Annotated in this window: 15 protein-coding genes; 5 read left to right on the top strand and 10 right to left on the bottom strand. The window is 39.2% G+C overall.

The window, feature by feature from the left end:
- The first annotated feature begins 482 nt into the window (after positions 1-482).
- Both Q9M50_06950 and Q9M50_06955 read left to right on the top strand, forming a co-directional pair.
- Positions 483-788: a hypothetical protein gene (locus Q9M50_06950; GenBank protein ID MDQ7090368.1), complete on the top strand. Its 306-nt coding sequence runs from the start codon at positions 483-485 to the stop codon at positions 786-788.
- Positions 789-842: 54 nt separating this feature from the next.
- The gene (locus Q9M50_06955) at positions 843-1106 is read left to right on the top strand and encodes a hypothetical protein (GenBank protein MDQ7090369.1); all 264 of its coding nucleotides are present in this window, start codon (positions 843-845) and stop codon (positions 1104-1106) included.
- A 368-nt stretch (positions 1107-1474) separates the two neighbouring features.
- Here Q9M50_06955 and rpsT read toward each other — a convergent pair whose 3' ends face one another.
- Complete coding sequence (rpsT, locus tag Q9M50_06960; GenBank protein ID MDQ7090370.1) at positions 1475-1738, bottom strand: 30S ribosomal protein S20; 264 nt, start codon at positions 1736-1738, stop codon at positions 1475-1477.
- Positions 1739-1831: 93 nt separating this feature from the next.
- On the opposite strand from rpsT, the gene murJ reads away from it, so the two are divergent.
- The gene (gene murJ, locus Q9M50_06965) at positions 1832-3472 is read left to right on the top strand and encodes a murein biosynthesis integral membrane protein MurJ (protein MDQ7090371.1); all 1641 of its coding nucleotides are present in this window, start codon (positions 1832-1834) and stop codon (positions 3470-3472) included.
- A gap of 63 nt (positions 3473-3535) precedes the next feature.
- Here the strand turns inward: murJ and Q9M50_06970 are convergent, their stop codons facing one another.
- From Q9M50_06970 to Q9M50_07010, 9 genes are all read right to left on the bottom strand, one after another.
- Positions 3536-4720: an O-succinylhomoserine sulfhydrylase gene (locus Q9M50_06970; GenBank protein ID MDQ7090372.1), complete on the bottom strand. Its 1185-nt coding sequence runs from the start codon at positions 4718-4720 to the stop codon at positions 3536-3538.
- A gap of 114 nt (positions 4721-4834) precedes the next feature.
- Positions 4835-6343, bottom strand: a complete 1509-nt coding sequence (gene purF, locus Q9M50_06975; GenBank protein ID MDQ7090373.1) for an amidophosphoribosyltransferase — start codon at positions 6341-6343, stop codon at positions 4835-4837.
- A 339-nt stretch (positions 6344-6682) separates the two neighbouring features.
- The gene (locus tag Q9M50_06980) at positions 6683-7162 is read right to left on the bottom strand and encodes a CvpA family protein (GenBank protein ID MDQ7090374.1); all 480 of its coding nucleotides are present in this window, start codon (positions 7160-7162) and stop codon (positions 6683-6685) included.
- 28 nt (positions 7163-7190) lie between these two features.
- The gene (locus tag Q9M50_06985; GenBank protein MDQ7090375.1) at positions 7191-7796 is read right to left on the bottom strand and encodes an SPOR domain-containing protein; all 606 of its coding nucleotides are present in this window, start codon (positions 7794-7796) and stop codon (positions 7191-7193) included.
- 11 nt (positions 7797-7807) lie between these two features.
- Complete coding sequence (gene folC / locus Q9M50_06990) at positions 7808-9079, bottom strand: bifunctional tetrahydrofolate synthase/dihydrofolate synthase (GenBank protein MDQ7090376.1); 1272 nt, start codon at positions 9077-9079, stop codon at positions 7808-7810.
- Between the two features lie 6 nt (positions 9080-9085).
- Complete coding sequence (gene accD / locus Q9M50_06995; protein MDQ7090377.1) at positions 9086-10021, bottom strand: acetyl-CoA carboxylase, carboxyltransferase subunit beta; 936 nt, start codon at positions 10019-10021, stop codon at positions 9086-9088.
- A 13-nt stretch (positions 10022-10034) separates the two neighbouring features.
- Positions 10035-10838 (bottom strand): tryptophan synthase subunit alpha, encoded by an 804-nt coding sequence (trpA, locus tag Q9M50_07000; GenBank protein ID MDQ7090378.1) that lies wholly within the window; start codon positions 10836-10838, stop codon positions 10035-10037.
- Positions 10835-12037 (bottom strand): tryptophan synthase subunit beta, encoded by a 1203-nt coding sequence (gene trpB, locus Q9M50_07005; protein ID MDQ7090379.1) that lies wholly within the window; start codon positions 12035-12037, stop codon positions 10835-10837. Before trpB ends, trpA begins: the two co-directional genes overlap by 4 nt.
- On the bottom strand, positions 12037-12663 hold the full coding sequence (locus Q9M50_07010) for a phosphoribosylanthranilate isomerase (GenBank protein MDQ7090380.1): 627 nt from the start codon (positions 12661-12663) through the stop codon (positions 12037-12039). Before Q9M50_07010 ends, trpB begins: the two co-directional genes overlap by 1 nt.
- 263 nt (positions 12664-12926) lie before the next feature.
- Here Q9M50_07010 and Q9M50_07015 point away from each other — a divergent pair, with 263 nt between their 5' ends.
- Complete coding sequence (locus Q9M50_07015) at positions 12927-13898, top strand: ABC transporter permease (protein MDQ7090381.1); 972 nt, start codon at positions 12927-12929, stop codon at positions 13896-13898.
- Entirely contained in the window at positions 13898-15208 is a 1311-nt protein-coding gene (locus Q9M50_07020) for an ABC transporter permease (protein MDQ7090382.1), read from the top strand. Before Q9M50_07015 ends, Q9M50_07020 begins: the two co-directional genes overlap by 1 nt.
- Positions 15209-15213: the final 5 nt, after the last annotated feature.

Consider the following 15213-nt stretch of genomic DNA (forward strand, 5'->3'; position numbering starts at 1 on the left):
TTATTTTCTACTAAATTGGGATAATGTGGTGAGACCAGACAGGACCACTCATATTTCATTTTTCGCTATAGAATTTCTATCAAATTTAACTCAGGGCTGTAAGTAGGCAAATAATGCAATCCAAGTCCTTGCCCCATCCAATCGTCGTGTTTCTCTAAAAATTCCTGACAGGTATGAACGGAAGCATTAAATTCTTCGGTGATATTTTCACTTTTAGCACTTCCCTCAACGGTATGGAAAAAAGAATCGCCATAAACTCAAGTACATTTAATCGCTTGCTACGTTTCAATACCTTCGCCAAACGTATAAAGTAAGTTGAAACTCTACTTTTTAATATTATAACTACTTGATTTTATTAGAACCTAAATATTAGATTTTGAAAGATTCTGGCTCAAAACCTAAATTGGCGAAGGTATTGTTGTATACCTGATAATTTTTATTTGGGTACTTATCATAATGTGTAAAAAACAAAAAAGGATAAAATGAATGAATTAATTAAAACCCTCCATTCCTTAAATTCAAAAGAAAGATTTTTCTTAATTGGAAAGACTCTGGGAAATGCTCAGTTCACATTATTTTCTGAATTTCGTAAGGAATTATGTCAACTATTTGATATGGAAATTCCAACCGATGTATTTTCAGCGATGGACTACCATCTTGATTGGCTCTATGCAAGTCTTCAGATAACGGAAGATGACAATGATAAAATATATTCAAACAAAGAAGAAATAATCAAGGGACATCAAGAAGATATAGATTATTTAATGGTCTATGAAATAGAGCATTAAACCCATATAATTCTTATTGAGGCTAAAGGGGTGATGGGTTGGAGCAATAAACAAATGAAGTCGAAGGCGGCTCGTCTCAAAGAAATTTTTGGTACAGTCGGTGATAAATGGAAAAATGTAACGCCACATTTTTTAATGATGTCACCAAGACGGCCAGAAAAATTAAATATAGAAAACTGGCCAGTATGGATGGCTCCTCAGCAGAAAGTTAAATGGCTTCCTCTTCCTATCACTGATAATTTAAACAAAGTTACTCGATGTAACTCAGATGGAAAAGCGGACAAAAATGGAAATTATTGGACAAAGAAACGTCGGTAGGAATCTATAAAGAGAACAACCTAAAGACTAAACTTAACCCATAAAAAGGTCATTTTAACATTGCTTTTTTTGGCTACCAACTTAAGACGGTTAAGCCGTTTATATTTCGACAAGCTCAGCACGAACGGCTTAACCTTAACGTGTCCTGTCTTAAGTTGGTAGCCTGTTTTTATCTCGCCTTAAGTAAGGCCATGTATTGAACTATTTTTTTAGTCCGCTTAGGGTTTATTTTTAAAAATCTACGGGCTTAAATTCAACAAGCCTCCAGGATCAGTTGCCAAGGAGCGAATGAAGATCAAGAGGATAGGTTATTGTTAATACAACAATCAATCCTCAAGAATTAACGCGGGTTATTTTTAAGCTAACCGTTATGCCATTGCATAGACGCGTTTATTTAATCTACTTTTATTACGTGCAGCCTTATTTTTATGGATAAGACCTTTAGAAACCGCAGAGTCAATAATAGGAACAGCTGTGTTATAAGCTAACTGCGCTTCTTCTTTATTACCTGATTCAACGGCAACAATTACTTTTTTAGTGAAGGTGCGTAATTTGCTACGCTGTCCTGCGTTGCGAATACGGCTTTTTTCTGCCTGACGCGCTCTTTTTTTCGCTTGTGCTGTATTAGCCATAGTGACCTGATTCGTGCTATAGGTTATAAGAACCCTGTATTATCCTTGTTAAATGTTATCATTGTCAATATTTAAGTTATTTCGGACATTATTTTGAGTAAAAAACTTTTTAAATCGACCGCTATTGTCAGTGGGATGACGATGATCTCAAGAATTTTAGGCTTTATTAGGGATATGTTATTTGCACGAATTTTTGGGGTTGATTCGGGAACCGATGCTTTTTTTGTTGCCTTTAAAATTCCTAATTTTTTACGACGATTATTTGCAGAAGGGGCCTTTGCTCAAGCCTTTGTTCCCGTATTAGCGGACTACAAAGAAAAAGGCAGTCAAGAGGCGTTGAAGCTTTTTATTGATCGAACCGCAGGCGCGTTGGCTTTAATTTTAATGGCGGTGACGATTATTGGAATGATCGCCGCGCCCTTACTGATTATGTTATTTGCGCCAGGTTTTATGTGGGAAGGCAATCAATATGATTTAGCGGTGCAGATGTTACGAATCACCTTTCCCTATTTATTTTTTATTTCTTCTGTCGCCTTTGCAGGGGGAATTTTAAATTCACATGGACAGTTTGCCGTTCCCGCCTTTACCCCTGTATTTTTAAATCTTTGTATGATTAGTGCGGCCATTTGGTTATCACCACTGATGGCTGAACCTATTATAGCTTTGGCTTGGGGGGTTTTTATTGCAGGAATGGTACAGTTAGCGTTTCAATTACCCGCGTTAATGGCATTGGGTTTGGTGCCGCGTCCTCAGTTTGGATTTAAAGATTCAGGGGTTAAACGAATTATGTCGTTAATGTTACCTGCTATTTTTGGGGTGTCCATTACTCAGATTAATTTGTTACTTGATACCTTATTGGCCTCATTCTTAGCCGCAGGAAGTGTTTCATGGCTCTATTATTCAGATCGCTTGGTTGAATTTCCATTAGGTCTTTTTGGAATTGCACTGGCCACGGTTATTTTACCGAGTTTATCTAAAAATCATGCCGCCAAAGATCATGAGGCTTTTTCACGGTCGTTGGACTGGGGTTTACGGTTAGTGTTACTTATCGGTATTCCGTCGTCGATTGGTTTATTTTTATTAGCGGAGCCGATGTTATCGACGCTGTTTAAATATAATGAATTTGGAATCAACGACGTGCAGATGGCGGGTAAAAGTTTGATGGCGTATTCAGTTGGATTATTAGGCTTCATTTTGGTGAAAATTTTAGTCCCTGGGTTTACATCACGTAAAGATATGAAAACCCCTGTTCGCTTTGGAATTTATGCCATGATTGCGAATATGGTGTTTAATTTAATTTTATATTACCCATTGGCTCATGCAGGATTAGCGTTAGCAACCTCATTAGGGGCTTTTTTTAATGCGAGCTTGTTATTAAAGCAGTTGCTAAAAGAAAAAATTTATCAACCTGTGCAAGGTTGGAAAAACTATTTATTGAAAATTATCCTCGCAAATAGTGTGATGGGCGGGTGTCTTTATTATTTTGTTGATATAACGCGTTGGTATGACTGGAATGCGTTGGATAAAATAATGTATTTGGCCTTAACGATTATTTTAGCGGCTTTAGTGTATGCGATTGTTTTATTGTTAAGTGGTTTTCGGCCTCAACATTTATCGCCGCAATTAGTTGATTTAATGCCTGTTGATACGCATCGAAGACACAAGAAAAAATCAAGGAAATTAAATAAACGACAGCGGCTTAAGCAACAACGCCGACGTAGTCGTCAAAAATAAGAATCGTTACCGTCTAAAGAGAAGTACATGCCCTCTTTTTAGACACGGATTTAACCGCGTCGCTTATAATCCTGCTAATAAATCTTGTTTGATATCGTCACTATTTTCTAATCCAACTGAAATACGCACTAAGCCTTCTTTAATACCTGCTTGAGCTCGAATTTCAGGGGATAATCGTCCGTGTGTGGTCGTTGCAGGGTGTGTAATGGTTGATTTAACATCCCCTAAATTAGCGGTAATTGAGATGAGTTTTGTGCCATCAATTAATTTCCAAGCCCCGTCTTTACCATTCTTAACTTCAAAACTAACCACGCCGCCAAAACCACGTTGTTGTTCCTTTGCCAGTTGATGTTGTGCATGGGACGTTAAGCCTGGGTAATGTACTTTGATAACATTTTCCTGCTGTTCTAACCATGAGGCTAATTTCATCGCATTTTCACAATGGGCTTTCATCCGAATAGCGAGGGTTTCCAGTCCCGATAAAAATACCCACGCATTAAAGGCACTCATGGTCGCCCCGCTTGTTCGTAAGTAGGGGTAAAATGATTTTTCAATTAATTCATTTGTGCTAATGACCGCCCCGCCAATACATCGCCCATGTCCATCAATATATTTCGTGGTGGAGTGGACAATAATATCCGCCCCTAATTCCAGCGGTGTTTGTAAAATAGGGGTGCAAAAAACATTATCAACCACTAATAAGCAATCATGCTTATGAGCTATTTCAGCTAAGGCTTTAATATCAACAATTTCGATTAAAGGGTTTGAGGGGGTTTCAACAAATAAAAATTGGGTCTCAGGTTTTATTGCCGCTTCCCACGCCTCTAAATCGGTTAATTTTACAAAATCCGTGGTGACGCCAAATTTACCAAAATAATTTTCAAACATTAAAATGGTATTGCCGAATACACTGCGTGACGAAACAATATGATCCCCCGCCTTGAGCAAACTCATGCCTAATGACATGATTGCGGCCATGCCTGATGCAAAGGCTAAACAGCGTTCGCCTTTTTCCATAAAGGCTAATCGTTGTTGAAACGCATCAACCGTTGGGTTGGTGAAACGTGAATAAATATTGCCTTTTTTCTGGCCTGTAAACCGTAAATAAGCATCTTCTGCACTGTCAAAAACATAGCTTGAGGTGGCAAAAATAGGAATGCTATGTTCTGTTTCTAAGCCACGCTGTTGACCTGCTCTAACAGCTTGGGTTTCTAAGGCGTAATCGTTCCAATCAATCGGGTTTTTCATAGATAGAGGGGGTGTTATAAAGGCAGTGTATTTTACTTTCTGCGTAGGATGGGCTATAAACCCAGCCTACGCGGTGTAAGTTTTGAAAATCAGGCGATTTTTAGACGGTAAACTCTAAATTGAATTTTGCATTTCAATGCTGTAATTTTCATTATTTCGTGTTTGTTGAGCGGTATCATTACGTAATCGTTCAATACGTTCTAAATACGCCTCATCTATATCCCCTGTAATATAGTGCTGACTAAAGCAGGAGGTATCAAAATGTTTAATTTCTCTATTTCCACGTTGTACCGCTTCAATTAAATCATTCAAATCCTGATAAATCATTTTATCGGCACCAATAACTTGACTGATCTCCTCTTCATTACGATTATGAGCAATGAGTTCGTTTACAGCAGGCATATCAATACCATAAACATTAGGGTAGCGTACAGGAGGGGCGGCTGAGGCAAAATAAACTTTTTTAGCCCCTGCATCACGGGCCATTTGAATAATTTGTCCTGATGTGGTTCCTCTTACAATCGAGTCATCGACTAATAAAACATTTTTACCTTCAAACTCTAAATCAATGGCATTGAGTTTTTGCCGTACTGATTTTTTACGCATTTTTTGACCGGGCATAATAAAAGTCCGCCCAATATAGCGATTTTTTATAAAGCCTTCGCGAAATTTAACATCCAGTTTTTTTGCCATTTCCAATGCCGAGGCTCGACTGGTTTCAGGAATGGGAATAACGACATCAATATCATGATCGGGCCAGTTTTTAAGAATTTGATCCGCTAGTTTTTCACCCATTCGTAACCGCGCTTTATAAACGGAAATGCCATCAATAATCGAATCAGGTCGAGCAAAATACACATATTCAAAAATACAGGGGCAATGATCGACAATATCAGAGCATTGCTGGGTATGTAGTTTTCCTGAAGATTCAATGAAGACTGCTTCACCGGGTTCTATATCACGGGTCAATTTAAAATCTAAAATATCTAAGGCGACATTTTCAGAGGCAATCATAAAATCAGTGCCTTCTTCGGTTTGACGCTCGCCAAACACAATCGGTCGAATACCATGAGGGTCACGAAAACCTAAGATCCCCACGCCTGCAATCATCACGACAACAGCATAAGCGCCTTTACAACGTCTATGAACCCCTTCAACGGCTTTAAAAACATCTTGAGGGCTGATTTTTAATTTTCCTAAGCTTTGTAGCTCATGAGCAAAGATGTTTAATAAAATTTCAGAATCGGAATCGGTATTAAGATGGCGTTGATCTTCAATAAATAAGGCTTTTTTTAAATCGTCAGTATTGGTTAAATTACCGTTATGAGCCAAGGTTAAACCAAAGGGCGAATTGACATAAAAAGGTTGGGCTTCAGCCGAACTGGTACAACCTGCGGTTGGGTAACGAACATGGGCTATTCCCATTGAACCGCGTAAACGCATCATTTGTGCGTTATTAAAAACATCGCGTGTTAGGCCATTTTCTTTACGTAAATGTAATCGTCCGTTTTCACAGGTTACAATCCCCGCTGCATCTTGTCCTCGGTGTTGTAATACCGTTAAGGCATCATAAAGTTCTTGGTTTACATCTTGATGGGAAACAATACCCGCAATACCACACATTTTTTATCCTGAATTACACAATTAAAGTCATCGAGAAATGTTAAATTTTCAAGGGGGAATAAGGTTAGAAAAAGTAACACGTTCGGTTGTTTTTATCTATTACTTTTATTGTAGGCGAGGCGCGTTTATTTGTGATCGCAAAAAACGTAACCCCGCCTACAAAATTTCTTTTGATTTTGTATACGACTTTCCGAAGTTATTAACCCCTTATTTCTTTATTATTAACGGATATTACGCAAAAATAATAAATAACCAAATAGTTAAGCCATAACTATTTTTTATTGGGCGTGAAAAAACTTGTTTTTTCATTCCGTTGTATAAACAACGGTTAAGTGATTATTATATATCCGTTATTTCAGGTGGAATTTGTTCTCGTAACCATAAGGCGAGAACTTTAAAGTGTGGAATTAAGCTGGATTGTTTCCATAAGGCTTGTTCAGGGGCGGGAGTTAATCCTGCCAGCATAATGAGCAAGGCAACGACAATTCCACCGCGTGCAACGCCTAATAATGTGCCTAAAAAGCGGTCAATTCCTGTTAATCCTGTTTTTTCAAGTAATAACTCGGCAAAATAATTAACAATCCCACTAATAATAAGGGTAATGGCTAATAAAACGACAAAGGCAATGGCAATTCTAGCTGCGGGAAAGTCCACCCAATTTTCTAATAAAACAGAAAAGGAGCGGCTAAATTTTATTCCAACCCAAATAGCAAGAATCCATGCCAATAATGATAAGACTTCTTTGACTAAACCGCGTAACAATCCTATCAGTGACGAGAGGGTAATGATAGCAATAATGACATAATCTATTTCGTTCATCGTAACTAATTGCTGATAAAGTGAAAATTTAAGGCGCTAATATAATAATACTTTTAACGTTATTTAATTGATTTAATTTGGTTTTAATTTCTTTTGCGCGTGGCTTACTTAATTCAGGCCCGACACGTAATCGGTAAACCGTTCGTCCTTTTGATAAGGCAGAACTTACGAGGGCTGAAAATCCCTGATTTCTTAATTTATCTCGAAATGAAAACGCATTTTCTTCGCGATTAAAACTAGCCACTTGAATAAACCAACGATCCGCTTGAAGGGTCTCTTCAACAGGAGCGGCTAATACAGGAGCCGCTAATACAGGTATTTCTGATACAGGGGGTAACTGTATTGGACTCTCATCTATAATAGGGCGTGGTTTTTTAGCCACGGCTAAAACCTGGGGTTTACTTTCTTTGGGGGGTAGACTTTCCTCGGTTACTAAAACATCACTCACCCCTTCGGGTAATAAAGTGGCGGTTAATGAAGGTGAATCAAGCGATTGTTCGGGAATAGTAAGCAATTCGGTTTGTTGACTTTCACTTTTAGAGTCATTAAGAAGCATAGGCAAAAAAATCATGGCTAAAATAGTCACAACAGAGGCCCCTACGACTCTATTTCTTAATTCTTCATCTATTTCCATTCTTTATGACCCTACTTGTTTTCAAATTCTGTCAAATAATCGGACACTAAAAAGAAAGAGCCAAAAATTAAAATGAGTTCATCTTTATGCGCATTTTTTTTAGCGGCCGCAAGGGCCTCTTTAAAATGTTGAAACCCAAACGCAACATTTGTAATATTTTTTTGTTTAAATTCTTGGCGTAAAACCGATTCTTTAACCGCCCTAGGGCTTTTTATCGGGCTAATAAACCAATCAAAAACTCGATTATTCATAATATCAAGAATACTTGTTATATCTTTATCTTTCATAATAGCAAAGACAGCGTGTATTTTTTTGTTTTTAAACTCGGTGGTTAAATAATGGGCTAACATTTTAACCGCTTGTGGGTTATGGCCAACATCTAATAAAATAGGTATATCATCGTCGATTAATTGAAAGCGACCTTTTAAGTGGGTCTTTTTTAACCCCTCAGTGATGGAATTTTCATCAACCGATAAATAAGGTTGCATTTCGGTAATTGCCATCAACACCGTCGAGGCATTATTAAATTGATGCAAGCCTTTTAGAGCGGGAACGGGTAAGTGTGTATAGTGTTGATTCGCACTTTTCCAGTCCCAATCATTTGACCTTATTTGAGATTCAAAATCGGTATTAATGCAGCGTAAAGGCGTTTGTTTTTCGGTTGCGGCTGTTATTAATGAGAGCGGGGGCTGGGCATCGCCAATCACTGCTAACACGTTTTTTCTAAAAATCCCCGCTTTTTCATAGCCAATAGCTTCACGCGTCCCGCCTAACCAGTCGACATGATCAAGACAAATACTACTAATTAATGTCAAATGGGCCGTTAAAATATTAACCGCATCTAACCGTCCGCCCAAACCGACTTCTAAGAGTTGAATATCTAAATTTTCGCGCGAAAAAATATCAATAGCAGCTAAGGTTCCAAATTCAAAATAACTGAGTGACCCATTTTCACGTACGGCATCTATCCGTTCAAAAGCCTCACAAATAGATCCATTATCGACAGGAATACCATCAATTTTAATCCGTTCATTGTAATTTACAATATGAGGGGAAGTATACGTTCCAACTTTATACCCCTGTGCTTTATAAATAGCTTCTAAAAAGGCAATACAAGAGCCTTTTCCATTGGTTCCGCCAACGATAATGGTTAACGGCTGCTTATAATTTGGATGTAACCGATTAAAAACGCAAGCAGCTCTTTCTAACCCTAAATCAATTAATCGCGGATGAAACTGTTCTTGCCAATTCAACCAGTCTACTAATGAATTAAAACGTGCCATCTTAGGCTAGTGATTAACGTTTGACGAGTCAACTTCTACTGTTTCATCAGGTGCTATTTTTAAATCCACAGGCTGACTTAAACGGTACATCATTAACATAGAAAGAATATTGCTCATTTTATCGCGCATTTCTCGACGATCAACGATCATATCAATGGCCCCGTGTTTTTGTAAAAATTCACTACGCTGGAAACCTTCGGGCAGTTTTTCTCTGACGGTTTGTTCAATGACGCGAGGGCCTGCAAAACCAATTAAGGCTTTAGGCTCAGCAACATTAATATCCCCTAACATGGCTAAACTAGCCGAAACACCGCCCATTGTTGGGTCGGTCATAAAGGAGATATAGGGTAATCCTGCCGTCGATAATTTTGCCAAGGCCGCACTGGTTTTACTCATTTGAAACAGTGAAAACAACGACTCTTGCATTCGCGCCCCGCCCGAAGCGGTAAACACTAAAAAAGGCGCACCGATTTCAAGGCTTCGATTAACCCCACGTACAAAGCGTTCGCCAACGACGGATCCCATTGAGCCGCCCATAAAACTAAAATTAAAGGCCGCAACAACAATCGGATGTCCGTGTAATAAGCCTTCCATGACGACGAGGGCATCATTTTCTTTTGTTTGCTTTTGTGCTTGAGATAATCGGTCTTTATATTTTTTACTGTCTTTGAATTTTAAAGGGTCTACGGGCTTTAAGCCTTTGCCTATTTCTACACGGCCTTCAGGATCTAAAAATAAATCTAAGCGGGTGCGGGCCGCAATGCGCATGTGATGATCGCATTTTGGGCAAACACTCAAGTTTTTTTCTAACTCGGCGTTATATAAAATCGCACTGCAACTGGGACATTTATTCCATAAACCTTCAGGGACAGCGACCTTTTTATTTGAGGCATCCGTTCTAATGGTTGCAGGGACTAATTTTTCAAACCAACTCAAGCTCATTAATAATGCTCCACTAGCTATCCATTGCCTGACGCATGGATGTTAATAATTCAATAATTTCCTGTTTCGCTTTATTTGGATTATCCAAATTAGCTGCAATTTTACTAATCAAGGCACTGCCTACGACAACGCCCTCGGCAACGTTTGCAATGGCTTTCGCCGTCTGCGCCTCTTTAACGCCAAAGCCCACACCGACTGGGAGTGAGGTATTATCTTTAATCATCGCCAATTTATTTTCGACATCCGCTATATCTAAATGCCCTGCACCGGTAACGCCTTTAACGGAAACATAGTAAAGATAGCCACTGCCAATGGAATCCATTTTTTTAACGCGCTCTTGGTTACTATTGGGGGCTAATAAAAAGATGGTATCAATTTCTTTTTCTTTTAATAAAGCGGCACATTCTTCGGCCTCTTCTGGCGGTAAATCAACGGTTAAAACCCCGTCAATATCGGCGACACTGGCTTTATCAACAAAGGTTTGATAACCCATAATTTCAATAGGATTTAAATAACCCATTAAAACCAACGGTGTTTTTTGGTCAGTTTGTCTAAATTCAGCCGCCATAGCGAGTACGTTTCGTAACCCTATATGATGCGTTAAGGCTCGTTCACTGGCTTTTTGAATCACAGGGCCATCGGCCATTGGGTCAGAAAAAGGCACGCCTAATTCAATAACATCCACCCCCGCTTCAACCATCGCGTGCATTAAAGGCACGGTGAATTCAGGGGTTGGATCACCTGCGGTAATAAACGGGATTAACGCAGGACGGTTGGCTTGTTTTAAGGCTTCAAAAGTAGTCGCTAAACGGCTCATATTTTAATCCCCTCACGTTCTGCCATTGTGTGCATATCTTTATCCCCACGACCTGATAAATTGACAATAATAATCTCATCTTTTGCCATTGTGGGTGCAAGCTTTAAGGTGTAGGCCATCGCATGACTGGATTCTAAGGCGGGAATAATTCCTTCCATTTTAGTTAAGGCATAAAAGCCTTCTAAGGCTTCATTATCGGTGATATTAACATAGTCCGCACGCCCTATATCTTTAAGCCATGCGTGTTCAGGGCCAACACCTGGGTAATCCAGTCCTGCTGAAATCGAATGGGTTTCAATAATTTCACCGTCATCATCACTCATTAAATAGGTTCGATTTCCATGTAAAACTCCTGGTCGACCTGCACACAAGGGTGCGGAATGCCGTCCTGTTTCAATCCCATCCCCCGCCGCTTCTACGCCAAATAACTTAACGCTGGCATCATCAATAAAAGGATGAAATAAACCAATGGCATTAGAACCACCGCCTACACAGGCGACTAAGGCATCGGGTAAACGGCCTGCTTGATCTAAGCATTGTTGTTTTGCTTCACGACCGATAATCGTTTGAAAATCTCTAACCATCGCGGGATAAGGATGCGGCCCAGCTACCGTACCAATAATATAAAAGGTATCGTCCACATTAGTGACCCAATCTCTTAAGGCTTCATTTAAGGCATCTTTTAAGGTTTTAGAGCCTGATTCAACCGCAACGACTCTCGCACCCAATAATTTCATTCGATACACATTTAACGCTTGGCGTTGAACATCCACAGCGCCCATGTAAACAACACATTCTAAACCTAAACGAGCGGCAATAGTCGCAGTGGCAACGCCATGTTGACCTGCCCCTGTTTCAGCAATAATACGGGTTTTCCCCATTCGCTTTGCTAATAGGGCTTGACCAATTGTATTGTTAATTTTATGCGCGCCCGTATGATTTAAATCTTCCCGTTTTAAATAAATTTGCGCGCCGCCTAAATTTTTTGACCAGCGTTGAGCGTGATAGAGCGGTGACGGTCTTCCCACATAATGTTGCAAATCATCATCTAATTCCGCGATAAAATCAGGGTCTTTTAAATAGTGTTGATAAGCTGTGTTTAATTCTTTTATCGGTTCGATTAAGGTTTCAGCCACAAATAAGCCACCATAAGGACCAAAATGGCCGCGCTCATCTGGCATAGTATATTTTTCTGTCATTACGTTTGATTACCCTGATTAACTTCACGAATAAAAGCGGCCATTTTTGAACGCGCTTTACAGCCTTTTTTAATTTCAATTCCACTGCTGACATCTAAAGCATAAGGTTTTACGCTTACAATGGCGTGCTGTGCATTTTCGGGGGTGAGTCCCCCTGCCAAAATTAGGGGCAGATTAGCCTGTTTAGGAATGAGATCCCAATCAAAACGCTCCCCTATTCCGCCTTTTGTTTGTGGATGATACGCGTCTAATAATAACGCGCTCGCATCCTGATAATCCACGGTTACTTGATTTACATCCGTCGTTTCACGCATGGAAATAGCTTTAATATAAGGTTTATCATATAAACGACATTTATCGGGCGTTTCTTGACCATGAAACTGAATACAATCAATAGTCACCTGATTGAGTACTTGATTTATACGCGCCTCGGATTCATCGACAAATAAAGCAACGACGCTGGTAAACGCAGGTAATGCGGCTACAATTTTAGCGGCCTGTTCAAGCGATACATTTCTAGGGCTGGGCGGATAAAAAACCAATCCAATCGCATCGACCCCTAAATTTGCGGCATAAACTGCTTCATCCACTGTGGTAAATCCACACATTTTAACGCGAGTACGCATGACAACATCACATTCATTTATAGAATAAAGCAGACTAGGATACCATAAATTTAGACACTGTTAAGACGTATCTATTCCGTGTATGAATAATTTTTTTAAGGGTATTTACGGACGCTAAGTCATCATGGGTCGGGGAGGTTCTAAAACCTAACGATCAATAAACCCTTTTAAATGATAACGTATTTAATGAATTAAGCTTATATTTTTCACTCTATTGTTATTATAGATTGACCGTTTTTAAATTAAAAACCTAACTACCTACTATGATAAATTATATTATCCGTCGTTTTTTATACGCATTTCCCTTGTTGCTCGGCGTTAATATTTTAACGTTCGTGTTATTTTTTATTGTGAACAGTCCCGATGATGTCGCGCGAATGCAGTTAGGGAAAAAACACGTTACCCAACAAGCGGTTGATAACTGGAAATTGCAACGAGGTTATGATTTACCGTTGCTGTGGAATGCTAAAGCGGATAATCCTGTTACTGAGACTATTTTTTATCAAAAGTCGGTCGGCTTATTTAGGTTTGATTTTGGTATTTCAGACAGTGGTCGTAATATTAGTCATGATATAAAGCAACGAATGTGGCCCAGTTTAGCCGTGGCCTTACCTTCGTTAATTGTTGGGTTATTGATTAATATTTCGGTGGCCTTATTAATGGTGCTTTTTCGTAATAGTTACATTGAATTTAGCAGCCTTGTCTTATGTGTGGTTTTAATGTCGGTTTCATCCCTTTTTTACATTATTGGTGGGCAGTTTTTCGTCGGTAAATTACTGCGGCTTGTCCCCATTTCAGGCTACGATACGGGGTTTAATGCGATTAAATTTTTAATTTTACCCGTTTTAATTGCGGTGGTTTCAGGGGTTGGTTCAGGAGGACGCTGGTATCGAAGCTTATTTTTAGAAGAAGTTGAAAAAGATTATGTCCGCACCGCCCGCGCGAAAGGTTTAACCGAACTTCAAGTTTTATTTAAACATGTGTTACGAAATGCGTTAATTCCCATTTTGACAGGGGTTGTGGTGGTTTTACCGTTATTGTTTATGGGCAGTTTAATCACGGAATCATTTTTCAGTATTCCTGGTTTAGGGAGTTACACTATTGATGCGATTAATCGTCAAGATTTTGCCATCGTCCGTTCAATGGTTTTTTTAGGCTCGGTTTTATATATTTTAGGGCTATTGATGACGGATATATCCTATACTTTTGTTGATCCGCGCGTGAGGCTATCCTAATGGTGGTTTTATGGACAGACGCGCTGATTTACTTATTATTGATTATGTTAATCGGCTTAAGCCTGTATTTGTCAGGAAAACCTCAATTAAAACGCCCGTTACAGAAAATAGCGGCCCATAAAACAGGGATGTTATCACTGGTTTTTTTATTATTTTTTATTGCGATTGGCTTATTGGACTCGATTCACTTTAAATCCAATGAAACCAGTGCGAAACCTATTATTAGTCTGTTAGATTATTGGGCAACGCCTTTACGAACACAGGGTGAAAAAACCTATTCCGCCCCGTTTTCGACGCATCTTTTTAGTAAAGAAATGAGTATTCTTGAGGATGGCTCTAAAGTTTGGCGTTATCCTCGCTTAAAATATGGCGGCAGTCATTTACAAAATCCAGAAAAAGAAAAAATAGGCGATATTTTTACTCACGTTATGATGGGCTTCTTAAAAACATTTGTTTTATTAGGCGTTATTGTGTGGTGGGTTAGAAAAAAAACACGGACGATAAAATTTGTTGGCGGCTTGGTTTTTATTCTAATGTCGATAACCTCAATCTCCATTCATCTTTCAGGCTATTATCATATTTTAGGCACCGATAAAGTCGGCGAAGATGTGTTTTATCAAGCGATTAAAAGCATCCGAACAGGCTTGGTGATTGGTTCATTAACCACCTTAATTATGCTGCCTTTAGCGATTATATTTGGCATCATGGCGGGATTTTTTCGAGGCTGGGTTGATGACCTTATTCAATATGTTTATACCACCTTAAACTCGATCCCCAGTGTGTTATTAATTGCCGCCTCCATCTTAATGGTGCAGGTTTACATGGCGAATCATGAGCAAGATTTTACCAGTTTATTGATTCGTGCCGACATGCGTTTATTGTTTTTATGTTTGATTTTAGGGGTCACAAGCTGGACAGGGTTGTGTCGATTATTACGCGCTGAAACTTTAAAGTTGCGTGAAATGGATTATGTGCAGGCGGCAGAAGCGTTAGGGGTTAAGCGAGGAGCGATTTTATACCGTCATATTTTACCGAATGTGATGCACATTGTACTGATTTCTGTCGTTTTAGATTTTAGTGCTTTAGTATTGGCCGAAGCCGTTTTATCTTATATTAATATTGGTGTTGACCCAACGACTTACAGTTGGGGAAATATGATTAATGGAGCGCGATTAGAAATGGCTCGTGAACCGATTGTTTGGTGGTCATTAACCGCCTCGTTTGTGTTTATGTTTAGCTTAGTATTATCCGCGAATTTATTTGCCGATTGCGTCAGAGATGCCTTTGATCCTAGGCGCGCAGAATATTAGCCGAT

The organism is Methylococcales bacterium (assembly GCA_030949405.1).
GTDB lineage: Bacteria > Pseudomonadota > Gammaproteobacteria > Methylococcales > Methylomonadaceae > WTBX01.